General features: G+C 61.1%; 21 protein-coding genes and 2 pseudogenes. 9 read left to right on the top strand and 14 right to left on the bottom strand.

Translation table 11 applies throughout. From position 1 onward, the window contains the following. The first annotated feature begins 40 nt into the window (after nt 1–40). Genes hpf through E3Z29_RS06940 form a run of 4 tightly spaced genes read left to right on the top strand, consistent with a single transcriptional unit; the run spans nt 41 to nt 1,977 of the window. Nucleotides 41–349, top strand: a complete 309-nt coding sequence (hpf, locus tag E3Z29_RS06955; RefSeq protein WP_025109458.1) for a ribosome hibernation-promoting factor, HPF/YfiA family — start codon at nt 41–43, stop codon at nt 347–349. A 12-nt stretch (nt 350–361) separates the two neighbouring features. Further along, nucleotides 362–826: a PTS IIA-like nitrogen regulatory protein PtsN gene (gene ptsN, locus E3Z29_RS06950; RefSeq protein ID WP_027610845.1), complete on the top strand. Its 465-nt coding sequence runs from the start codon at nt 362–364 to the stop codon at nt 824–826. 2 nt (nt 827–828) lie between these two features. Next, nucleotides 829–1,686 carry an RNase adapter RapZ gene (gene rapZ / locus E3Z29_RS06945; protein WP_027610844.1) on the top strand — a complete coding sequence of 286 codons (858 nt, stop codon included), beginning with the start codon at nt 829–831 and terminating at the stop codon, nt 1,684–1,686. Between the two features lie 15 nt (nt 1,687–1,701). Then, entirely contained in the window at nt 1,702–1,977 is a 276-nt protein-coding gene (locus E3Z29_RS06940) for an HPr family phosphocarrier protein (RefSeq protein ID WP_003221684.1), read from the top strand. 59 nt (nt 1,978–2,036) lie between these two features. Here E3Z29_RS06940 and E3Z29_RS06935 read toward each other — a convergent pair whose 3' ends face one another. The 6 genes from E3Z29_RS06935 to pmbA form a co-directional block, all read right to left on the bottom strand. Further along, nucleotides 2,037–2,930: a ZIP family metal transporter gene (locus E3Z29_RS06935; protein ID WP_134785442.1), complete on the bottom strand. Its 894-nt coding sequence runs from the start codon at nt 2,928–2,930 to the stop codon at nt 2,037–2,039. Between the two features lie 30 nt (nt 2,931–2,960). Further along, nucleotides 2,961–3,572 (bottom strand): superoxide dismutase, encoded by a 612-nt coding sequence (locus E3Z29_RS06930; protein WP_115986705.1) that lies wholly within the window; start codon nt 3,570–3,572, stop codon nt 2,961–2,963. Between the two features lies 1 nt (nt 3,573). After that, the gene (locus E3Z29_RS06925) at nt 3,574–4,014 is read right to left on the bottom strand and encodes a hypothetical protein (RefSeq protein WP_007967199.1); all 441 of its coding nucleotides are present in this window, start codon (nt 4,012–4,014) and stop codon (nt 3,574–3,576) included. A 27-nt stretch (nt 4,015–4,041) separates the two neighbouring features. Further along, nucleotides 4,042–5,418: an aspartate ammonia-lyase gene (locus tag E3Z29_RS06920; protein ID WP_134785441.1), complete on the bottom strand. Its 1,377-nt coding sequence runs from the start codon at nt 5,416–5,418 to the stop codon at nt 4,042–4,044. Beyond that, a complete protein-coding gene (locus E3Z29_RS06915; RefSeq protein WP_027610839.1) occupies nt 5,399–5,806 on the bottom strand; it encodes a hypothetical protein in 408 nt (135 codons plus the stop codon). The genes E3Z29_RS06920 and E3Z29_RS06915 overlap by 20 nt, the downstream gene beginning before the upstream one ends. A gap of 242 nt (nt 5,807–6,048) precedes the next feature. Next, nucleotides 6,049–7,395 carry a metalloprotease PmbA gene (pmbA, locus tag E3Z29_RS06910; protein ID WP_027610838.1) on the bottom strand — a complete coding sequence of 449 codons (1,347 nt, stop codon included), beginning with the start codon at nt 7,393–7,395 and terminating at the stop codon, nt 6,049–6,051. A gap of 108 nt (nt 7,396–7,503) precedes the next feature. On the opposite strand from pmbA, the gene yjgA reads away from it, so the two are divergent. Then, nucleotides 7,504–8,028 (top strand): ribosome biogenesis factor YjgA, encoded by a 525-nt coding sequence (yjgA, locus tag E3Z29_RS06905; RefSeq protein ID WP_003221672.1) that lies wholly within the window; start codon nt 7,504–7,506, stop codon nt 8,026–8,028. Nucleotides 8,029–8,079: 51 nt separating this feature from the next. On the opposite strand, the gene tldD is transcribed toward yjgA, so the two are convergent. From tldD to mreB, 8 genes are all read right to left on the bottom strand, one after another. Continuing rightward, nucleotides 8,080–9,522 carry a metalloprotease TldD gene (gene tldD / locus E3Z29_RS06900; protein ID WP_007961588.1) on the bottom strand — a complete coding sequence of 481 codons (1,443 nt, stop codon included), beginning with the start codon at nt 9,520–9,522 and terminating at the stop codon, nt 8,080–8,082. 4 nt (nt 9,523–9,526) lie between these two features. Continuing rightward, a complete protein-coding gene (locus E3Z29_RS06895; RefSeq protein WP_095139487.1) occupies nt 9,527–10,387 on the bottom strand; it encodes a carbon-nitrogen hydrolase family protein in 861 nt (286 codons plus the stop codon). Between the two features lie 58 nt (nt 10,388–10,445). Beyond that, nucleotides 10,446–14,249 (bottom strand): YhdP family protein, encoded by a 3,804-nt coding sequence (locus tag E3Z29_RS06890; protein WP_134785440.1) that lies wholly within the window; start codon nt 14,247–14,249, stop codon nt 10,446–10,448. Between the two features lie 75 nt (nt 14,250–14,324). After that, nucleotides 14,325–15,782, bottom strand: a complete 1,458-nt coding sequence (gene rng, locus E3Z29_RS06885) for a ribonuclease G (protein ID WP_007961585.1) — start codon at nt 15,780–15,782, stop codon at nt 14,325–14,327. A gap of 58 nt (nt 15,783–15,840) precedes the next feature. Continuing rightward, complete coding sequence (locus E3Z29_RS06880) at nt 15,841–16,437, bottom strand: nucleoside triphosphate pyrophosphatase (protein ID WP_098967207.1); 597 nt, start codon at nt 16,435–16,437, stop codon at nt 15,841–15,843. Between the two features lie 44 nt (nt 16,438–16,481). Then, on the bottom strand, nt 16,482–16,973 hold the full coding sequence (gene mreD / locus E3Z29_RS06875; RefSeq protein WP_096795347.1) for a rod shape-determining protein MreD: 492 nt from the start codon (nt 16,971–16,973) through the stop codon (nt 16,482–16,484). Beyond that, nucleotides 16,973–18,049 (bottom strand): rod shape-determining protein MreC, encoded by a 1,077-nt coding sequence (mreC, locus tag E3Z29_RS06870; protein ID WP_245223423.1) that lies wholly within the window; start codon nt 18,047–18,049, stop codon nt 16,973–16,975. The genes mreD and mreC overlap by 1 nt, the downstream gene beginning before the upstream one ends. Nucleotides 18,050–18,226: 177 nt before the next feature. Further along, on the bottom strand, nt 18,227–19,264 hold the full coding sequence (mreB, locus tag E3Z29_RS06865) for a rod shape-determining protein MreB (protein ID WP_002555108.1): 1,038 nt from the start codon (nt 19,262–19,264) through the stop codon (nt 18,227–18,229). A gap of 211 nt (nt 19,265–19,475) precedes the next feature. Between mreB and gatC the strand changes: the two are divergent. The 4 genes and pseudogenes from gatC (at nt 19,476) to E3Z29_RS06845 (ending at nt 23,291) form a co-directional block, all read left to right on the top strand. Beyond that, nucleotides 19,476–19,761: pseudogene (gatC, locus tag E3Z29_RS06860) on the top strand (Asp-tRNA(Asn)/Glu-tRNA(Gln) amidotransferase subunit GatC). A 16-nt stretch (nt 19,762–19,777) separates the two neighbouring features. Then, a complete protein-coding gene (gene gatA, locus E3Z29_RS06855) occupies nt 19,778–21,229 on the top strand; it encodes an Asp-tRNA(Asn)/Glu-tRNA(Gln) amidotransferase subunit GatA (protein ID WP_097090387.1) in 1,452 nt (483 codons plus the stop codon). 10 nt (nt 21,230–21,239) lie between these two features. Continuing rightward, nucleotides 21,240–22,687, top strand: a pseudogene (gene gatB / locus E3Z29_RS06850) (Asp-tRNA(Asn)/Glu-tRNA(Gln) amidotransferase subunit GatB). A 229-nt stretch (nt 22,688–22,916) separates the two neighbouring features. Beyond that, nucleotides 22,917–23,291: a septal ring lytic transglycosylase RlpA family protein gene (locus E3Z29_RS06845; protein WP_007966094.1), complete on the top strand. Its 375-nt coding sequence runs from the start codon at nt 22,917–22,919 to the stop codon at nt 23,289–23,291. Nucleotides 23,292–23,314: the final 23 nt, after the last annotated feature.

Raw genomic sequence — 23,314 nt, 5'->3', positions numbered from 1 at the left:
GGCCTGCCGCTTTATGCACTGGCAACGAAGGAGAAGCTGTATGCAAGTCAACATCAGTGGACACCAACTGGAAGTGACCGAACCTCTGCGCACCTACATCAACGAGAAACTCGAACGATTGGAGCGCCATTTCGACAAGATCACCAACGTGCAAGTCACGATGTGCGTCGAAAAGCTCAAGCAGAAAATCGAAGCCACCTTGCATATACCCGGCAGCGAAGTGGTCGCTAACGCAGAAGATACTGACATGTACGCTGCGATCGACTCACTGACCGACAAGCTGGATCGCCAACTCAAAAAGCATAAGGAAAAGACCCAGAGCCTCCTTCAGGGCGCGACAGGTCGTTAACACTCCCAACCCATGATCCGACTTGAAAGTATCCTGACCCCCGGCCGTTCCCTGGTGAACGTGCCGGGCGGCAGTAAAAAGAAAGCCCTCGAACAGATTGCCAACCTCATCCATAAAGAAGTGCCGGATCTGGCCATGCAGGATGTTTTCGAGAGCCTGGTAGCCCGTGAGAAACTCGGATCCACCGGTTTCGGCAACGGCATCGCCATTCCCCACTGTCGCCTCAAAGGCTGCGAAGCGCCTATCAGCGCGTTGATGCACCTTGATGCCCCCATCGATTTCGATGCCATCGACGGCGCACCGGTCGACCTGCTGTTTGTACTGCTGGTCCCGGAAGCGGCCACCGATGCCCACCTGGAATTACTGCGCCAGATCGCCAGCATGCTCGATCGCAAGGAAGTGCGCGAAAAACTGCGCAGCGCACCGAGCAACGAAGCCTTGTATCAGGTCGTCCTGAGCGAGCAGAACGGTCATTAATCATGCGTTTGATCATCGTCAGCGGCCGCTCCGGCTCGGGTAAAAGTACCGCCCTGAATGTCCTTGAGGACAACGGCTACTACTGCATCGACAACCTGCCGGCCGGTCTGCTGCCGGAACTCGCCGAACGCGCCCTGATTCACACCGAACTGGCCCAGCCGCTGGTGGCCGTGTCGATCGATGCACGCAATCTGCCGAGCCACCTGTCGCGTTTCCCCGAACTGCTTGAAGAAGTCCGTGCCCGGCACATCCAGTGCGATGTGCTGTATCTGGATGCCGACGAAGAAACCCTGCTCAAGCGCTTCTCGGAAACCCGCCGGCGCCATCCATTGAGCACTGCCAACCGCTCGCTGGCCGAAGCGATCGAAGATGAAACCGCCCTGCTCGGCCCGATCGCCGACCTGGCCGACCTCAAGGTCAACACCACCAATCTGAATCTGTACCAGTTGCGTGACACCATCAAGCTGCGACTGCTGAACCAACCGGAACCGGGCACGGCGTTTCTGGTCGAGTCGTTCGGCTTCAAGCGCGGCATGCCGGTGGACGCGGATCTGGTGTTCGATGTGCGCTGCCTGCCCAATCCTTACTGGAAACCGGAACTGCGTGCACAATCGGGTCTCGACGCACCGGTCGCCGAGTACCTGGCTGCACAACCGGAGGTTGAGGAGATGTTCCAGGACATCTACGGCTACCTGTACAAATGGCTGCCACGCTTTGCCGCGAGTAATCGCGCCTATGTCACCATTGCCATTGGCTGCACCGGCGGGCATCACCGCTCCGTTTACCTGACCGAACGCCTGGGTCAGGCCCTGCAGAAAACCCTGAAGAACGTCCAGGTTCGCCACCGCGACCTCACTTAAAGGATTCACACCGCGATGCCTGCTCTGGAAATCGAAATCATCAATAAACTGGGCCTGCACGCCCGAGCGTCGGCCAAGTTCGTCGGGGTGGCGGGCCAGTTCCCGGATTGCACGATCAGAGTGGGTCGCACGCCAGAAACCACAGTGGATGGCAAAAGCATCATGGCGATGATGATGCTCGCCGCCGGCAAGGGTACGAAGATCTATCTGAGCACCGAAGGCCATCAGGAACAGGAAGCGCTGGATGCGCTGGTGGCGTTGATCAACAACTACTTCGATGAGGGTGGTTGATCGTTTAAAGATCAAAAGATCAAAAGATCAAAAGATCGCAGGCTGCGATCTTTTGATATTCAACCCAACGCCGTATCCATCACCATCATCAGACAAAACCCGATCAGCAAGCCAAGACTGGCCAGCTTGTCATGACCATTGCGGCGCGATTCTGGAATGACTTCGTGCGTCACCACCAGCAACATCGCCCCCGCCGCCAGCGCCAGCCCCATCGGCAATAACAGCTCCGCCAGACTGACCAGCCAGGCACAGAGCAGTGCAAACACCGGTTCGACCAGTCCTGACGCCGCACCGATCAAGAATGCCTTGACCCGCGACATTCCCGCCCCCGCCAGTACCAGCGCAATCACCAATCCCTCTGGCACATCCTGCAAGGCGATGCCCATCACCAGACTGTCGGCATCCGGCATGCCGCCGCCAGCGGACACCCCCACCGCCATGCCTTCCGGGATGTTGTGAGCAATGATGGCGAAGACGAACAGCCAGATGCGCGGCGGAATCACCGGGTGCTCGGGGGTACCGACGAGCATTTCCGGTGAGGCGCCGGACAGTTTCAGATCCACCAGATACAAACCGAATGCACCGAGCATGATGCCGAAGCAAATCAGCCCGCTGGCGGCCAACGGTGTCAGGCCCAGACTTTCGGCAGCAGCGATGCCCGGCACGATCAGCGAAAACGCAGTCGCCGCCAGCATCACGCCGGCGCCGAAACCCAGTAGCGTATCGCTGAGCCTCTGCGGCATACGCCGGATCACCAGCACCGGCACCGCGCCGAGCGCCGTGCCGAGGGCGCAGATCGCGCCGCCCTGCAATGCGCGTGACAATCGCGGCTGCAGATCCAGCCATTCCAGCCCGTGCACGGCCAGCAGGGTCATGCCCGCCAGCAGCAACAGCGACCCGACCGCGTAACGAAACATGCGCCCACCGCCAATCGCCAGTGTTTCAGTGCCCATAGTCAGCCCTGGATTGTTTTTATAGAAGACTTAAACCAGTGCAGCCTGGTAGCGCGCAGCAACTTCCGGCCAATTGATCACGTTGTAGAACGCGTTGATGTATTCCGGGCGACGGTTCTGATAACGCAGGTAATAGGCGTGTTCCCAAACATCCAGACCGAGAATCGGCGTGTTGCCGTTCATCAACGGGCTGTCCTGATTGCCGCTACTTTCCACGACCAGTTTTTTCTCCGGGGTCACGCTGAGCCAGGCCCAGCCGCTGCCGAAACGGGTCAACGCGGCTTTGGTGAAGGCTTCCTTGAAGCTGTCGAGGCCGCCCAGTTGCGCCTCGATGGCCTTGGCCAGCGCGCCGTCCGGCTTACCACCGCCGTTGGGCACCATGACTTCCCAGAACAGCGAATGGTTGGCATGCCCGCCACCCTGATTGATCACCGCCGCGCGGAGTTTTTCCGGCAACTGCTGAACGCTGGCGACCAGTTTTTCCACCGGCCATTCGGCGTACTCAGTGCCTTCGACGGCGGCATTGAGGTTGTTGATGTAGGTCTGGTGGTGCTTGGTGTAGTGGATCTCCATGGTTTGCGCATCGATGTGCGGTTCCAGGGCATCGTAGGCGTACGGCAAGGCAGGCAAGGTAAAAGCCATTTCAGTGGACTCCATGGTGATGTGAGGCTGACGCGCGGCGTGCATTGCCGGTGTCCGGGTGCAGCAGGCGCTGGGTGCGCGGGTATTCGCCGTGTTCGCTGATGAAATTCAGCAGTTCGACGTAGGTCTTGCTGCTCTGGCGCAACGCCGCCTCACGCAGGGCCGGGCGCAGGCGCTCGTCCTGCATGGTCTGCAACAGCCGTTGATGAATCGCGCAGAGGTACTCGGCGCTCTCCTCCGGCTGATTCAGGCGCAGGTGCAGATCCGCCAGGTTGTGGTGGGAGATGACGCAGGCCGCCACCGCTTCGTCGGCATCGGCCCAGCGTTCGAATAGCACTTGCGCCAGGGCCAGGGCTTGCAGGTAAGCCTCGCGGGCGTCGATCAGCTCGCCGAGCATGAAGCAGCGATTGGCCCGTTCGATCGTGCGTTTCCAGTGCTCCATGGTGAGCCTCCAAAGCGGTTGCGGGGTTTACACGCCGCCGGCGGTGAGTTTCTCGGGGTTGAGCAACTCTTCCAGGTGGCTGCGCGACAGATCGGTGTGTTCCAGCGCGACGTCGATCACCGGGCGGCCCTGCTTGTAGGCCTGCTTGGCGATTTCGGCGGCTTTCTGATAGCCGATGATCGGGTTGAGCGCCGTGACTAGGATCGGATTACGCGACAGCGCTTCTTTGAGCCGCGACTCGTTGACCTTGAAGCTGGCGATGGCCTTGTCGCCGAGCAGACGACTGGCATTGGCCAGCAGTTCGATGCTGCTCAGCAGGTTCTGGGCGATGATCGGCAGCATCACGTTCAGCTCGAAGTTGCCCGACTGGCCGGCGATGGTGATCACCGAATCGTTGCCGATCACTTGCGCAGCGACCATCGCAGTAGCTTCCGGAATCACCGGATTAACCTTGCCCGGCATGATCGACGAACCCGGTTGCAGGGCTTCCAGCTCGATCTCGCCAAGGCCGGCGAGCGGACCAGAGTTCATCCAGCGCAGGTCGTTGGCGATTTTCATCAGCGACACGGCGGTAGCCTTGAGCTGACCGGAGACGGCGACGGCGGTGTCCTGCGAGCCGATCAGGGCGAACAGATCCTTGCCCGGAGTTAATTGCACATTCGTCAGTTGGCTGAGCTGGCGACTGAAACGCTTGGCAAACTCCGGATGCGCGTTGATCCCGGTGCCGACCGCCGTACCGCCCTGCGCCAGCGATTGCAGGCTCGGCAGCAAGTCCTGCAGATGACCGATGTTGGCCTTGAGCTGCTGCGCCCAGCCATTGAGCACCTGACTCATGCGCACCGGCATCGCGTCCATCAAGTGCGTGCGGCCGGTTTTGACGTGGTGGTGCACCTGTTCGGCTTTGTTTTCGATGACCTGCACCAGATGCAACAGCGCCGGCAGCAGTTGTTCGTGCAACGCCAGGGCGGCGCTGACGTGGATGGTGGTCGGAATGATGTCGTTGCTGCTCTGGCCGCAGTTGACGTGATCGTTCGGGTTGACCGGCTCGCCAAGCAGTCGGCTGGCGAGGGTCGCGATCACTTCGTTGGCGTTCATGTTGGAGCTGGTGCCGGAGCCGGTCTGGAAGATATCCACCGGGAAATGCTGCATGAAGTCGCCTTCGAGCAGGCCTTGGGCCGCATCGCTGATGGCTTTGCCCTGGCCGGCGCTGAGCTGGTTGAGCTCGACGTTGGCCCGCGCGGCGGCGGCTTTGGCGAGGATCAGCGCACGGATGAATTGCGTTGGCATCGGCTTGCCGCTGATCGGGAAGTTATCCACTGCACGCTGGGTCTGCGCGCCATAGAGAGCGTCCACCGGCACCTGTAGTTCGCCCATGCTGTCGCGCTCAATACGAGTCTTGGTCATCGGTAAATCCTTGGACTAATTCAATGAGAGGAATCGAGGGAAGCAACTCGCAGGTCGCCAGTTGCCAGGTGTAGCGCTGCCAGCGCTGGAGCCGACAGTTGCACAGAGAGAGGCGCTCCATTTCACGCAACGGACGCCAGGCTTGATCGAGACACAGGCTGCGCCAGTGCCACGGCAACGCGATGTCGGTGGCTGTGTCGAGCAGCAGACGGAAGGAGGTTTCAGCGATGGTCCACGGGGAAGTCGCCGTACAGCAGGCCAGATAACGGCCTTCGGCCAGGTAATGTTCGATCAGGCGTGGTTCGTCAGGATCCATCGCGCAACGGATCTGTCGACTCATCCAGCGCCAGCTTTCGAGGTACGGCTGCTCGTGCAAGGCAGAACTCATGATCCGGGACTCGTTCGGAGATGAGATTTATTATTATATGATAATGAGAACCAAAACAAGAGCGCCTGATTACACAGACTTCATCGGGGCAGCGAGCCTGCTCGCGAAGGCGTCGTGTCAGTCACCGCTGGGGTCGGCCGCTTTCGCGAGCAGGCTCGCTCCCACAAGGTTTTGTGTGGAGCCAAGAAAAAAGGCGCGCCACCCGATGAGGTGGCGCGCCTTTCTTGTCTGACCGCTGGGGCTTAGCTGCCCGCGACAGTCATCCGCTCGATCAACACCGAACCCGTGCGAATATTGCTGCGCAGCTCCAGATCATTACCGACCGCGACGATCTGCTTGAACATGTCGCGCATATTGCCGGCGATGGTCACTTCCTGCACCGCGAACTGGATTTCGCCATTCTCGACCCAGAACCCCGCCGCACCACGCGAATAGTCGCCGGTGACCATGTTCAAGCCATGGCCCATCAACTCGGTAACCAACAAGCCACGGCCCATGCGCTTCAACAGCGCCGCCTGATCTTCATCACCGTGAGTGACGAACAGGTTATGCACGCCTCCCGCGTTGGCGGTGCTCGGCATGCCGAGTTTGCGCCCGGAGTACGTGCCGAGGATGTACGACACCAACTCGCCCTTCTCGACGAACGGTTTGGCGTAGGTGGCCAGACCATCACCGTCGTAGGACGCACTGCCCATGGCGCGCATCAGATGCGGACGCTCATCGATGGTCAGCCATTCCGGAAACAATTTCTGCCCCAGCGTGCCTTCGAGGAACGACGATTTGCGATACAGACTGCCGCCAGAAACCGCCGACAGGAAGCTGCCGAACAAGCCGCCCGCCAGTTCAGCGGAAAACAGCACCGGCACTTCGCAGGTCGGCACCGGACGCGCGCCCAGACGGCTCGCGGCGCGTTGCGCGGCACGCTGGCCGATGCTCACCGGATCCGCCAGCAGGCTGCCCTGACGATTGACGTCATACCAGTAATCGCGCTGCATCTGGCCGTCGGCTTCGGCGATCATCACGCAGCTCAGGCTGTGCCGGGTCGACGCGTAACCGCCGATGAAACCGTGGCTGTTGCCATATACACGGCAGCCCTGATGGGTGCTGAGGGTGGTGCCGTCGGCGTTCTTGATTCGCGCATCGGCGTCGAACGCGGCGGCTTCACAGAGCAACGCCTTCTCGATGGCCTGCTCCGGGGTGATGTCCCATTCGTGGAACAGGTCGAAATCCTGCACATCCCTGGCCATCAGCGCGGCATCGGCGAGGCCCGAGGCTTCGTCTTCAGAGGTATGTTTGGCGATCGCCAGTGCAGCGGCAACGGTTTCACGAATCGCGTCCGGCCCGGTGGCGGAGGTGCTTGCCGAGCCTTTTCGCTGGCCAACATACAAGGTGATGCCAAAGCCTTGGTCGCGATTGAATTCGACCGTCTCGACCTCACGCTGACGCACCGACGTCGACAAACCCTGCTCCAGCGACACCGCGACTTCGCAGGCACTGGCGCCCTGACGCTTGGCTTCGGCGATGATCTGCTCGACCTGTTCCTGCAGTGCCGGCAATGCTTGCGGGCCGACGCTTTGAACTGCACTCATGCTCATCTCCACTCAAATTCTGCTTTCGGCTGGGGCCATCGAGCGACCGGGCCGGACAAGCGGCCCCCGACTGGTTATCATGGCGGCGTTTCTTTGCGGACTGCCACCATGGTTGATTCTTACGACGACTCCCTCGATACGGGAGAAAAAAGCAAATCTCAGGTCAAACGCGAGCTGCATGCTCTGGTTGACCTTGGCGAGCGCCTTACAACACTCAAGCCCGACTTGCAGGCAAAACTGCCATTGACCGACGCCTTGCGCCGGGCCCTGGCTGATGCGCCGAAGCACACCGCGAACATCGCGCGTAAACGGCACCTGCAGTTCATCGGCAAACTGATGCGCGATCAGGACACTGACGCGATTCTGGTCCTGCTCGATCAACTCGATGCCTCCACCCGTCAGTACAACGAGCGTTTCCACAACCTCGAACGCTGGCGTGACCGCCTGATCGCCGGTGACGATGCCGTGCTGGAGAAATTCGTCGTCGAATACCCCGACGCCGATCGCCAGCAACTGCGTTCCCTGATCCGTCAGGCTCAGCACGAGGTTGCGCAAAACAAACCTCCTGCTTCCAGCCGCAAGATCTTCAAGTACATCCGTGAGCTGGACGATACGCAACGCGGCCTGCGTTGATACTCGCCATCGGGTGGCCGCCCTGCGCGCCACCCGCAGCTCCACCTCTTTTTATGCGCCCGTGCCACCCACGGTAATCGCATCGATCTTCAGCGTCGGCTGACCGACACCCACCGGCACCGACTGCCCGTCCTTGCCGCACGTGCCCACACCGCTGTCCAGCGCCAGATCGTTACCGACCATCGACACCCGGCTCATCGCCTCGGGGCCGTTGCCGATCAACGTCGCGCCCTTGACCGGCGCGGTGATCTTGCCGTCCTCGATCAGGTACGCCTCACTGGTGGAGAACACGAACTTGCCGCTGGTGATGTCGACCTGACCGCCGCCAAGGTTGGCGCAGTAGATGCCCTTCTTCACCGACGCGATGATTTCCGCCGGATCGCTCTCGCCTCCGAGCATGTAGGTGTTGGTCATGCGCGGCATCGGCAGATGCGCGTAGGACTCGCGACGACCGTTGCCGGTACGGGCCACGCCCATCAGACGCGCATTGAGCTTGTCCTGCATGTAACCTTTGAGCACGCCGTTCTCGATCAGCGTGGTGCACTCGGTCGGAGTGCCTTCGTCGTCGACGCTCAGCGAGCCGCGACGACCGCTCAACGTGCCGTCATCGACAATGGTGCAGAGCTTGGAGGCAACCATTTCGCCCATCCGCCCGCTGTAGGCCGAACTGCCCTTGCGGTTGAAGTCGCCTTCCAGACCGTGACCGACCGCTTCGTGCAGCAGCACGCCGGACCAGCCCGAACCGAGGACGACAGGCAAGGTGCCGGCCGGTGCCGGAATCGCTTCCAGATTCACCAGCGCCTGACGCAGTGCTTCACGGGCATAGCCCATGGCACGGTCTTCGGCGAGGAAATAACGGTAGTCGGTACGCCCGCCGCCGCCATGTCCGCCGCGCTCGCGACGGCCATTCTGCTCGACGATCACGCTGACGTTGAAACGTACCAGCGGACGCACATCAGCGGCCAGGCCACCGTCGGTGGACGCCACCAGAATCCGTTCCCAGACCCCGGCCATGCTCACGCTGACCTGCTGAATCCGTGGATCGAGGGCGCGGGTGGCGACGTCGATGCGCTTGAGCAGCTCGACTTTCTCGGCGCGGCTCAGCACTTCCAGCGGATTGTCCGGCGCATACAACTGCGCGACATCCTGAGTGCTGAACGCCTGCACCGTGCCGTTCTGCCCGGCGCGGGAGATCGAGCGGGCGGCACGGGCGGCAGCGCCCAGGGCTTCGAGGGTGATCGCGTTGCTGTAGGCAAAACCGGTTTTCTCGCCGGACTGCGCACGCACGCCAACACCTTGGTCGAGGTTGAAGCTGCCTTCCTTGACGATACCGTCCTCCAGCGACCACGACTCAGAGATCTGGCCCTGGAAATACAGGTCGGCAGCATCGATGCCCGGGCCTGCCAGATCGCCGAGCACGCCTTGCAGGCTCTCGATGGTCACGCCGCCGGGCGCCAACAGGTGATCACTGACTGAGGACAACAACTCGCTCATAGGTTTACGCCTTAAATTCATGTTCTGAAGCAGGCCGCTGGGCGCCCTGCGAGAAAAACCGCCGATGATTCGTCACCGGCATTCGCGCCCTGATAGACGCTTGTTCATCACTGTCGCGAGCGGCCAGCAACACCGCTTCGCCTTGATCCTGATGCGCCAGCACCCGGCCCCACGGATCGATAATCGCCGCATGACCGAAGGTCTCACGCGGTCCCGGGTGGGTCCCGCCCTGTGCTGCCGCCAATACGTAACACTGAGTCTCGATGGCCCGGGCGCGAATCAGCACGTCCCAATGCGCCGCACCGGTCACTGCGGTGAAGGCCGATGGGGCGGTAATCAACTCGGCCCCGGCAGCGCGCAATTCGCTGTACAGCTCCGGAAAGCGCAGGTCGTAGCATACGGTCAGGCCAACTCGGCCAACCGGCGTGTCCGCGACCACCACGCCACTGCCATAAGCATAGTCATCGGATTCACGGTACCGCCCGCGATTGTCCGCCACATCGACATCGAACAGGTGCAGCTTGTCATACCGCGCCACGGTTTCACCCTGATCGTTGACCAGCAGCGAGCAGGCGTGGGACTTGGCGTCCGGTTGCCCAAGCGGCGGCAACGGCAAGGTGCCGGCCACTATCCACAACTTGAGGTCGCGGGCGGTCTGTTTCAACCATGGCAGGATCGGTCCTTCGCCAAGCGCTTCGGCACGGCCGATGTCGGCGATGTCGCGACGGCCCATGGCGGCGAAGTTTTCCGGCAGCACTGCCAGCTTCGCGCCGCTGGCCGCAGCCTGTTCGAGCAGGCGTCGAGCCTGCGCCAGATTGGCCAGCACATCGCTCTGGCTGACCATTTGAATCACCGCTAAAGACATGGCGCACTCCGTAACAGGTATGCGGCCATGCTACTCCATAGGCCTGGGATGTGGCTGTTCAAAAAGGCTTGTCGAAGGTGATTTTCGGCTCTTTCCACGGGCCTTTGACGGTGTACTTGACGCTGGCGAAGCGTGCCACGCGGTCGCCGATCAGCTTGTCGATCAGGAACAACGCCCCGCCGACCGCCGGCGCGCCGACGATCAACGCGGCAATCGGCAGGTTGTTGGTCACCGGCAAGGTCACCAGCAATTTCGCGTCGACCTGATCGCCGACCAGATCCAGCGTACCGTCCAGCTCAAGATTGCTCGAAGGACCGGTCAGACGAATCGGCTCGCGGGTGACATACACGCCGTTATTAGCCACCAACAGGCCCTTGACCCGATCGTAGCTCAAGCCTTTGCCAAACAAGTCGGAGAAGTCCAGACGCAGGCGACGGCCGATGGAGTTGAAGTTGAGCAGGCCAAACACCCGCAACGCCTGCGCGCCGCCCTCCACTTCAACGAACTGACCTTTATTGAGCGAGGCATCCAGCGTGCCGGAGAAGCGCTTGGTTGCCAGCCATGCCGGCGAGCCCGGCCAGCGGCCATCGACATCCATGTGGAACTCTTCACTGGTCACGCTCGGCGCAAAGCCCCAGCCCTTGAGCACATCGGCAAGGTTTTTGCCGCTGATCCGGCCCTTGAACCAGCTGTTGGTCGAACCCGGCGCCCCTTCCCAGCCGCCATTGCCCTGCAACAGAATGCCCTTGAGGCCCATATCGAGATTGTTCAGGGCAATGCCTTTGGCCGTCGGTCGAACCTTGAGCGACCAGCCGCCCACCAGATCCTGGCCCAGAAACAACTGATTGATGGTGATATCCAGCGCGGGAATCTTGGTCGGGTCGACCGAAACCAGCGGATCAGGCGAATTCTCGTCAGCCTGCACCGTCGGATCCGGCGCCGGCAGACGTACGTATTGCAGATTGACCGCGATCGGCGCGCCCTTGGCATCGGGCAGGCTGGCCGAACCCTTGGCCTGCTGGCTTTCGAGCGCCAGATTCCACGCCCATGGCTTGCGATTGACCTGTACAGCAGCCTGATCCAGCGTGGTGCCGAAGGCGGTGAGCTTGCCCACCTTGAAATCGGCACTGTTGAGCAATTGCTTGGCACTGCCGCCCGGATCGTTGCCGGCGTATTTGCTGACCAGATCCTGCCACGGCGCGACGTCCAGCTCCGACAGCACACCGCGAATGCGCAAGCCCTTGGCCTCCGGCAGTACGGCGTCGCCCGTACCGAGGAACAGCTCACCGCGACCATCGGCGATATTGCTCGGCGGCGCGGCGAAGGTGAAGCTCGCCAGCTGATCGTAGTTGACCCAGTAACGCCGCTCCGCACCTTGCAACGTCATGCGGAACACCGTGTCACGACCCTGCTCGGCCGACATGCCAAACGGTGCCGGCAGATCCACTGCCACGCCTTTCATGCTGGAGCTGACAGTGAGCTGACTGTCAGTGCCGTCAAGGTTAACCTGCAACTGATACGGAAGGGTCCCGGACACCGGCAACGGCTGAGTCACGCCCAGCCAGTCAGTGAGCTTCTTGACCTCGACCTGCCCGGAAGCCGCGACCCGAGTCTTGAGCTTGTTCGGGCTGCCATCAGCGAAAATCTGCGCGGTCACCGGCTTGTCGAAGGCCCTGGCGGCGATGTTCTGCCCGCTCAGCCCCTTGGCGCTGTCAAAACGGAAATCGCCCTTGAGCTGGCTCAGTTCCAGCTTCGGCTCGGCCAGTTTCAGGCGCGCATTGGCGGTTTTGAAATCGACGAGGATCTTCGGCAGATCGCCCTTTTCCAGCGGAATGTCGAGTTTGACCTTGCCCTGCAAATCGCCCTCGCCTTCCCAGCCGGCAAAGGTTTCGCCGGTACCGATCGGCGCGGTCTGGAGAATTTTCAGGCCATCGCCCAGCCCGCCGGCAAATCCGCCGTCGAGCAACAGATGGGTAGGTTGCCCGGCCGGCACATGGGGAATGTTGACGAAAACGTCGCTGACCTGGGTGTCGAGCAACTGGCCCTTGTCGGCCACGATGCGCACGCCGCTGTCCTCGATGAACACATCGCCGCTGACCTTGCTCACGTGCGGCCAGCCCGGCTGGAACGCCAGCTCGGCGTCATGCACCTTGAAGAACAGGCTGATGCTGCGATCCACGTCCTTGGCGTTTTTGCTCAGCGAACCCTGGTACTGGAAGAAGCCCTGATCCACGGCGCCCTTGAGGATCGCTGTACGCAGCCACTCGTCGAGGGCCGGGCTCAAGACTTCGGGCAGGTATTTGGCGGTGTAGCGACCATCGCCATCGACCAGCCCGACGCGCAGGTCCATGTAGTCTTCCTGGCTATGGTCGAAGTGCAGGCGGATCAGGAAGTCGCCGGCAATCTTGCCCTCTTCGCCCAGCACTTTCAGGTACGGCGCGATCAGGGTGAAACCTTCTTTATCGAGCTTCCAGGTCAGTCGGGCATTGGCCTGGATGTATTGCCATGGCTTGGCGAAGATCGGGTCGAGGTGCAGGACGAAATCCTTGCTGTCCAGGCGCAACTCGCCACCGTCGAGGTTGCCGCTGAGGCTGCCACTGACGTTTCGCGCCGCCGGGGCACCGTGATAGGCATCGAAACCGACATTATCGAGGTTGGCCGCAAAGCCGAATTTCGAGCCGTCGGTGGCATTGGGACGAAAATCCAGCAGCACGTTGCGCAGTCCACCCGTCACCTTCAGGTGGTCGACGACCGTAGCGACGTTTTCGGGCAACGGCCCCAGCGCATTGAGCAACGGCGTGATCGGTGTCAGGTCGAGGCGGTCGGCCTGCAAGTGCCACAACTCATCGGTTTTATCGGTGGCCACCGTCTGCTTGAGCTGCACATGGGATTCCCAGCGGGTCTCGCCGAAGTTCATCGCCAGCGAATCGAGAGTGACAATCGCGCCCTCGTCATCGCGCTGGTAATAGCCGTTGAGCGCCAGATTGCTGATCTTGATCGGCTTGCGCTCGGCATAAGCGCCGGTCACCTGTGGTGCGTTCAAACGGATGGCGGCGCTTTGCAGAGCGCCGTCGTTCCAGTTCACCCACAGCTCGCCGCCAGCCTTGATCTCGGAAAAATTCCACTGTTGGGTCAAACGCTCCGGCAGCCACTTCGACCAATCGCTTTGCGGCAGGCTGACATAACCCTCCAGCGAACTGTCCGGCAATTGAGAGGGGCGAATCCGTGTACGCAGGCTCATCGCCACCGGTTGCCCGTCGGGCAAGGTCAGACGAGCATCAAGACGCTGACGGCTGCTGCCGGTTTTCAGATTGAGGCCGACATACGTAAAGGTCATCGGCGCCTGATCCAGCGGCTGCACGGTCACCTGACTGTCGAGCACCGACAGTTGCTGAACCATCTGCGAGCGCTTGAACAATTGTTCGGGATCCAGCGGCTGATCGTTCTGCACCGGCAGGCCTTCCAGCGCCCAGGTGCCGTCCTGTGCTTCTTTGACACTGATCTTCAGGCCGTTCAATTCCAGATGGGCGATACGCACTTCGCGCGCCAGCAGACTGGCCCAGAGGTCAGGCACCACGCGCACCCGATCCAGACGCAAGGCATTGGCGCCGTCACCGACCATCACATCGTGGGCCAGCAGAATCGGCGCGAAGCCGCTCCAGTTGCCTTCCAGCTCGCCGATCTGCAACGGCATGCCAAGCGCAGCCGTGGCCTTGTCTTCGATATCGGTGCGGTATTCCGCCACCAGTGGCGTCAGTTCCCGACCGAGGCTGACGTACAACGCCATCAACACCAGAACCAACGCGCACAGGCCCAGCCCCCAGCGGGTCAGTGCGGCCAAAATGCGTGTCAGACGCTCCATGTCAGTTGGCTCCCATGGCAAAAAAACTACTGAAAGCTGAGGCCAGCCGTTGTGGATTAAATGTGCTGCAGGGGTTCAGAGCAGCACCACGTCATATTGTTCCTGGGAATACATGGTTTCGACCTGAAAGCGTATGGTGCGGCCGATAAACCCTTCAAGCTCGGCGACGTTACCGGATTCTTCATCGAGCAAACGGTCCACCACTTTCTGGTTCGCCAGCACCCGGTAACCTTCGGCCTGATAGGCGCGGGCTTCGCGCAGAATCTCGCGGAAAATCTCGTAACAGATGGTTTCCGGGGTCTTCAACTTGCCCCGCCCCTGGCAACTGCTGCACGGCTCGCACAGCACTTGCTCAAGGCTTTCACGGGTGCGCTTGCGGGTCATCTGCACCAGGCCCAACTCGGTGATACCGATGATGTTGGTCTTGGCGTGATCACGTTCGAGCTGTTTTTCCAGGGTACGCAGCACCTGGCGCTGATGCTCTTCATCTTCCATGTCGATGAAGTCGATGATGATGATCCCACCCAGATTGCGCAGGCGCATCTGCCGGGCAATCGCGGTGGCGGCTTCGAGGTTGGTCTTGAAGATGGTTTCTTCGAGATTGCGATGGCCTACAAACGCGCCGGTGTTGACGTCGATGGTGGTCATGGCTTCCGCCGGATCGACCACCAGATAGCCGCCGGACTTGAGCGGCACTTTGCGCTCGAGGGCTTTCTGGATTTCGTCTTCGACGCCATACAGGTCGAAAATTGGCCTCTCGCCCGGATAGTGTTCGAGACGATCGGCGATTTCCGGCATCAGTTCGGCCACAAACTGCGTGGTTTTCTGGAAGGTTTCCCTGGAGTCGATGCGGATTTTCTCGATCTTCGGGCTGACCAGATCGCGCAACGTGCGCAGGGCCAGACCGAGGTCTTCGTAGATCACACTCGGCGCGCCGATGGTCTGGATCTGCGCATTGATCTGATCCCACAGGCGGCGCAGGTAGCGGATGTCCATGAGGATCTCATCGGCCCCGGCACCTTCGGCGGCGGTACGCAGAATGAAGCCACCGGCCTCCTTGATTCCTTCCTTGGCCACACAATCGCTGACCACCTGTTTGAGGCGCTCGCGCTCGGCTTCGTCTTCGATTTTCAGGGAAATGCCGACGTGGGCGGTGCGCGGCATGTACACCAGATAGCGCGACGGAATCGACAGCTGCGTGGTCAGGCGCGCGCCCTTGGAACCGATCGGATCCTTGGTCACCTGTACCACCAGGCTCTGCCCTTCGTGCACCAGCGCGCTGATGCTTTCCACCGCAGGGCCTTCGCGCAGGGAGATTTCCGAGGCATGGATGAACGCGGCACGATCCAGACCGATGTCGACGAATGCCGCCTGCATGCCCGGCAGCACCCGGACAATCTTGCCCTTATAGATGTTGCCGACGATCCCGCGTTTTTGCGTGCGCTCGACATGGACTTCTTGCAGCACACCGTTTTCGACCACCGCCACGCGCGATTCCATCGGCGTGATGTTGATCAGAATCTCTTCACTCATGGCAGGGTCTCGTTCAGGCATGTTCACGATAATGGCCGCATCTTGATTCGTACGACGCTCATTGCGCGTTCAGGTTTTGCCAACAGGGTATGCCGAAATGGCCCAACAGTTCTGCGGTTTCGCAAACCGGCAGCCCGACCACCGCCGAATAGCTGCCATTGAGCCCGGCGACAAACACCGCGCCGAGGCCCTGAATGCCATAACCGCCAGCCTTGTCCCGGGGTTCGCCACTGGCCCAGTAGGCCGCCGCTTCTTCGCGGCTGATCGGGCGGAACCGCACCAGACTGCGCACCACGCGCGACTCACAGCGCTCGCCTTCGAGCACGGCGATGGCGGTCAGCACTTCATGCTCCTTGCCGGACAACATCATCAGCATGGCGCATGCGTCGGCTTCGTCCACCGGTTTGCCAAGAATTTTGCCGTCGAGCACCACCGCGGTATCTGCGCCCAGAACGCAAAATGCCGCGTCGGACACCAGCGTGCGTCGACCGGCCTCGGCCTTGCCACGCGCAAGGCGTTCGACATAGGCCGCTGGCGATTCTTCGGGGAGCGGGGTTTCATCGATGTCCGCACTGATGGCGGAGAACGGCACGCCGATCTGCGTGAGCAACTCACGCCGACGCGGCGAACCAGAGGCGAGGTAAAGCGGCTTCATCAAGACATCTCCCTTGTCGAGGTGCGGGCACATGCCTGACCGAATCAGTTGATTTTGTAGCGCCGGCGCAATCCACGCAAAGCGAAGCTGACCCAAGGCCAGAGCAAGGCACTGACCAGTGCCGGCAGTACCAGCGCCAGGGTTGGCTGACGGTTGCCGGTCAAGGCGCTGAGCCACAATTGAACCAGTTGAGCGAGGCCGAAGATCACCAGGATCACCAGGCATTGCTGCCACATCGGGAACATCCGCAGACGCTGCTGCAACGACAGCACGAGGAAAGTGATCAGCGTCAGGATCAAGGCATTCTGGCCAAGCAGATCGCCCTGCAGCACGTCTTCGGCCAGCCCCAGGCAGAACGCGGTGACCATGCCGACCGTATGCGGCATGTACAACGCCCAGAAAGTCAGCAGCAAGGCCAGCCAGAGGGGACGCAGGATTTCCATGAACATCGGCAGCGGTGAAACGCTGAGCAGGATGCCGAAGACAAACGTCAGCCAGACAATCCAGCCGTTACGCGAAGCGGTAGCGCCGACCATTATTCTTGTCTCCCTGTGTTGCCCGGCGCAGTGGCGGGCGGTTTCGCCGCCGGACGCGCAGCAGGCTGGGATGCTGGCGGCTTGCTCGCCGCCGCGGGCTTGGCCGCAGGTTTGGCCGGCGTGGTGCTGGCCGCAGCAGCTGGCGCTGGAGCGGTCGGCGAAGCTGGCGTTGCCGCCGCTGCCGGTGTGTTGACAACTTTCGGCACCGTGGCCGGAAGCATCGGGCCACCGCCCTGCGCATCGAGATTTTCCTGGGCCTGCGCCGCATCGTTGGCGCGCTCTTCGGCGGTGCGGTTGTCACTGAACACCAGCAGCAGATAACGGCTGCGGTTCAACGCAGCGGTTGGCACCGCGCGGACAATTGCGAACGGCTGGCCGGAATCGTGGATGACTTCCTTGACCGTCGCCACCGGATAACCGGCCGGGAAGCGCTGACCCAGGCCGGAGCTGACCAGCAGATCGCCTTCCTTGATGTCAGCGGTATCGGCAACATGCCGCAGTTCCAGACGTTCCGGGTTGCCGGTGCCGCTGGCAATCGCCCGCAGACCGTTACGGTTCACCTGCACAGGAATGCTGTGAGTGGTGTCGGTCAGCAGCAGCACCCGGGAGGTGTACGGCATCAACTCGACCACCTGGCCCATCAGACCGCGTGCATCGAGCACCGGTTGACCGAGCACCACGCCATCGCGCTCACCTTTATTGATGATGATGCGATGGGTGAAGGGATTGGGGTCCATGCCGATCAACTCGGCCACCTCGACCTTTTCGTTGACCAGTGCGGAGGAATTGAGCAACTCGCGCAGCCGCACGTTCTGCTCGGTAAGGGCGGCAAGCTTCTGCATGCGCCCCTGCAACAGCAGGTTCTCGGTCTTGAGTTTTTCGTTTTCGGCGACCAGCTCGGTGCGGCTGCCGAACTGACTGGCGATCCCTTCCCACAGCCGTCCGGGCAGGTCGGTGATCCAGTAGGCGTCCATCAACACCAGCGACGCTTGTTTGCGCGCGGGTTTGAGCAGGTCGAAGCGGGCATCGACCACCATCAGCGCGACCGACAGCACGGCCAGCACCAACAGGCGCACACCCAACGAAGGGCCTTTGGCGAAAAGCGGTTTAATAAGCCGCTCCTCCCAGGCAAATGTTCTGTTTATTCATACGGCATCAAACCGGCCTGGATGAAGACTGACAGAAGATAAACGCCAACAGGCAGCACTGCAAAGTGCTGCCTGTGCGCTCACCCACGTATTGCAAACCGGCGCTTATTCGCTGGAGAGCAGGTCCATGGTGTGCTTGTCCATCATTTCCAATGCACGGCCACCGCCGCGAGCAACACAGGTCAGCGGATCTTCGGCAACGATCACCGGCAGACCGGTTTCCTGGGCCAGCAACTTGTCGAGGTCACGCAGCAGCGCGCCACCACCGGTCAGCACCAGGCCACGCTCGGCGATGTCGGAAGCCAGTTCCGGCGGCGATTGCTCCAGCGCGCTTTTCACCGCCTGAACGATAGTGGCCAGGGACTCTTGCAGAGCTTCCAGCACTTCGTTGGAGTTCAGGGTGAATGCACGTGGAACGCCTTCGGCCAGGTTGCGACCGCGAACGTCGACTTCGCGAACTTCGCCGCCCGGGTAGGCCGTACCGATTTCCTGCTTGATGCGCTCGGCAGTCGATTCACCGATCAGGCTGCCGTAGTTGCGGCGCACGTAGGTGATGATCGCTTCGTCGAAGCGGTCGCCGCCCACGCGGACGGATTCGGCATAGACCACACCGTTCAGGGAGATCAGCGCGATTTCAGTGGTACCACCACCGATATCGACGACCATCGAACCGCGTGCTTCTTCAACCGGCAGGCCGGCACCGATCGCAGCAGCCATCGGCTCTTCGATCAGGAACACTTCACGGGCACCGGCACCGAGGGCCGATTCACGGATGGCACGACGCTCAACCTGGGTGGATTTGCATGGAACGCAGATCAGCACACGAGGGCTGGGCTGCAGAAAGCTGTTTTCGTGAACCTTGTTGATAAAGTATTGCAGCATCTTTTCGCAGACGCTGAAGTCGGCGATCACGCCGTCCTTCATCGGACGAATGGCAGCAATGTTGCCCGGCGTACGGCCGAGCATGCGCTTGGCTTCGGTGCCGACAGCAACGACACTTTTCTGGTTACCGTGTGTCCGAATGGCCACAACCGATGGCTCATTCAGGACGATACCGCGCTCGCGCACGTAAATAAGGGTGTTGGCAGTGCCCAGGTCAATGGAAAGATCGCTGGAAAACATGCCACGCAGTTTCTTGAACATGGGAAAGGGACCCTAGGCAACGCGTGGGTAAAAAAGTGCGGCAAACTCTAACAACGACAGGGATTTTGGGCAAGGCGCCAATATGTTAAATTGGCCGCTTTTCTGTGCACCAAGCCCCACAATCGCGGCCTTATGACCGTAGAAGTGCGGTAGTGTTCCGACAATCTAACACACGGACGCCGTCCGTTCTGTTTTCCACTGGAGAATCCCGATGGCGCTAGAACGCTCCGACGTGGAAAAAATCGCACATCTGGCCTGCCTTGGCCTGAATGATGCCGATCTTCCGCACATTACTTCCGCCCTCAACAGCATTCTCGGGCTGGTCGACGAAATGCAGGCCGTCGATACCGACGGTATCGAGCCTTTGGCCCACCCGCTGGAAGCCAGTCAGCGCCTGCGCGCCGACGTCGTGACCGAGACCAATCACCGCGAGGCCTTATCAGTCCATCGCAGCGGTCGAAAACGGCCTGTATCTGGTTCCGAAAGTCATCGACTAAAGGGAAAGAGCCTGCAATGCATCAAATGACTCTGGCCGAGATCGCCCGCGGTCTCGCCGATAAAAAGTTTTCCTCCGAAGAGCTGACCAAAGTCCTGCTGGCGCGTATTACCCAGCTCGATCCGCAGCTCAACAGTTTCATCAGCCTCACCGAAGAGCTGGCACTCGAGCAGGCGAAAGCCGCCGACGCGCGCCGGGCCAACGGTGAGAGCGGCGCCCTGCTCGGTGCGCCGATCGCCCACAAGGACCTGTTCTGCACCCAGGGCATCCGCACCAGCTGCGGCTCGAAGATGCTCGACAACTTCAAGGCCCCGTACGACGCCACCGTGGTTGCGAAACTGGCCGCTGCCGGCGCCGTGACACTGGGCAAGACCAACATGGACGAATTCGCCATGGGTTCGGCCAACGAGTCGAGCTGGTACGGCGCGGTGAAAAACCCGTGGAACCTGGAACACGTGCCGGGTGGTTCGTCCGGTGGTTCGGCGGCGGCGGTTGCCGCTCGTCTGTTGCCGGCGGCCACGGCCACCGATACCGGTGGTTCGATCCGTCAGCCCGCTGCATTCACCAACCTCACAGGCCTGAAACCGACGTACGGTCGTGTTTCGCGCTGGGGCATGATCGCTTACGCCTCCAGCCTCGATCAGGGTGGCCCGTTGGCGCGTACGGCCGAAGACTGCGCGATTTTGTTGCAAGGTATGGCCGGGTTCGACCAGAACGACTCCACCAGCATCGATGAGCCGGTTCCGGATTACTCCGCCAGCCTCAACACTTCGCTGCAGGGCCTGCGCATCGGCGTGCCGAAGGAATACTTCAGCGCCGGTCTCGACCCCCGCATCGCCGAACTGATCCAGAACAGCATCAAAGAGCTGCAGAAGCTCGGTGCCGTGATCAAGGAAATCAGCCTGCCGAACATGCAGCACGCGATTCCTGCGTACTACGTGATCGCGCCAGCCGAGGCCTCCTCGAACCTGTCGCGTTTCGACGGCGTGCGCTTCGGCCATCGCTGCGAGAACCCGGAGAACCTGATCGACCTGTACAAACGCTCCCGTGGCGAAGGCTTCGGGCCGGAAGTGCAGCGCCGGATCATGGTCGGCGCCTACGCGCTGTCCGCCGGTTACTACGACGCCTACTACCTGAAAGCGCAGAAGATCCGTCGTCTGGTGAAAAACGACTTCATGGCGGCCTTTAATGAAGTCGACATCATCCTCGGCCCAACCACGCCGAACCCGGCCTGGAAGCTCGGCGCGAAGAACAGCGACCCGGTCGCTGCCTATCTGGAAGACGTCTACACCATCACCGCCAACCTCGCGGGCCTGCCAGGCCTGTCGATGCCGGCCGGTTTTGTCGACGGTCTGCCGGTGGGCGTGCAGTTGCTTGCGCCGTATTTCCAGGAAGGTCGCCTGTTGAACGTTGCCCATCAGTATCAGTTGAACACTGACTGGCACACCCGCACCCCAACCGGCTTCTGAGGAGACACACATGCAATGGGAAGTCGTGATCGGGCTGGAGATTCACACTCAGCTCACTACCCGGTCGAAAATCTTTTCCGGTAGTTCCACCCAGTTCGGCTCCGAGCCGAACACCCAGGCCAGCCTGATCGACCTGGGCATGCCCGGCGTATTGCCGGTGCTGAACCAGGAAGCGGTGCGCATGGCGGTGATGTTCGGTCTGGCGATTGACGCCGAGATCGGTCAGCACAACGTGTTCGCCCGCAAAAACTACTTTTACCCGGACCTGCCGAAGGGCTACCAGATCAGCCAGATGGAATTGCCGATCGTCGGCAAGGGCCACCTGGACATCGCGCTGGAAGACGGCACCGTCAAACGTGTCGGCATCACCCGCGCGCACCTGGAAGAAGACGCCGGCAAGAGTCTGCACGAAGAATTCAACGGTGCCACCGGCATTGACCTGAACCGTGCCGGCACGCCGCTGCTTGAAATCGTTTCCGAGCCGGACATGCGCAGCGCCAAGGAAGCCGTGGCTTACGTCAAGGCGATCCATGCGCTGGTGCGTTACCTGGGCATCTGTGACGGCAACATGGCCGAAGGTTCGCTGCGTTGCGACTGCAACGTCTCGGTCCGCCCGAAAGGCCAGGTCGAGTTCGGCACCCGCTGCGAGATCAAGAACGTCAACTCGTTCCGCTTCATCGAGAAGGCCATCAACTCCGAGATCCAGCGGCAGATCGAGCTGATCGAAGACGGCGGCAAAGTGATCCAGCAGACCCGTCTGTACGATCCGAACAAGGACGAGACCCGTCCGATGCGTTCCAAAGAGGAAGCCAACGACTATCGTTACTTCCCCGACCCGGACCTGCTGCCAGTGGTCATCGAAGAGTCGTTCCTCGGCGAGGTGCGCGCCACCCTGCCGGAACTGCCACCGCAAAAACGCGAGCGCTTCCAGAGCCAGTTCGGTCTGTCGGCCTACGACGCGAACGTGCTGGCTACCAGCCGTGAGCAAAGCGGACTACTTCGAGAAGGTCGCAGCCATCGGCGGCGACGCCAAACTGGCGGCGAACTGGGTGATGGTCGAGTTGGGCAGCCTGCTCAACAAGCAAGGCCTGGACATCGACGAGTCGCCGGTTTCCGCTGAACTGTTGGGCGGCATGCTGCAGCGCATCAAGGACAACACCATCTCCGGCAAGATCGCCAAAGTGGTGTTCGAAGCGATGGCCAACGGCGAAGGCACGGCGGACGAGATCATCGACAAGCGCGGTCTGAAGCAAGTGACCGACAGCGGCGCGATCTCCGCGGTGCTGGACGAAATGCTCGCGGCCAACGCCGAGCAGGTCGAACAATACCGTGCGGCAGACGAAGCCAAACGCGGCAAAGATGTTCGGCTTCTTCGTCGGTCAGGCCATGAAGGCTTCGAAAGGCAAGGCCAACCCGCAGCAAGTGAACGAACTGCTGAAAAGCAAGCTCGAAGGCTGATGCAAATGGGGCCAGACCTGAAGCCTGGCTCCATCCCCTGTGGGAACAATCCATGGCTGAAGGGGTTTTGTGGTGAGGGGATTTATCCCCGATGGGCTGCGAAGCGGCCCCAATTCTTTTGTGTCTGGAATTTGGGGGCGCTGCGCGCCCCATCGGGGATAAATCCCCTCGCCACAGAAGCTGATCTTCACATTGGGTTGTTTCCACATTTGTTTTGTGGAGCCTTTGAATGAAACGTCTGCTCGGCGCCTGCGCCCTGCTCTCCTTGCTCGCCGGTTGCGCCAGCAACGACATCATCGACCCGCACGGGTACGACCAGACCGGCGTCGCCTCCTATTACGGTGCCAAGCACCACGGTAAACGCACCGCCAGTGGCGAACCGTTCAACCAGCATTCCCTGACCGCCGCCCACCGCCAATTGCCATTCGGCACCCGGGTGAAGGTCACCAACCTGAAAAACGACAAATCCTGCGTTGTGCGCATCAACGATCGTGGCCCGCACACCCGTGGCCGCTTGATCGATGTCTCGCGTGAAGCCGCCGAACGCCTCGGCATGCTCGGTAGCGGCACCGCACGGGTGCGCATACAGGCCCTCGACGACTGATGGAGCGCTGACCATTTTTGCTC

It is taken from the genome of Pseudomonas sp. S150 (assembly GCF_004526365.1).
In the GTDB taxonomy this organism is placed as follows: Bacteria; Pseudomonadota; Gammaproteobacteria; order Pseudomonadales; family Pseudomonadaceae; genus Aquipseudomonas; species Aquipseudomonas putida_A.
This window is presented reverse-complemented; position numbering and strand designations above follow the sequence as displayed.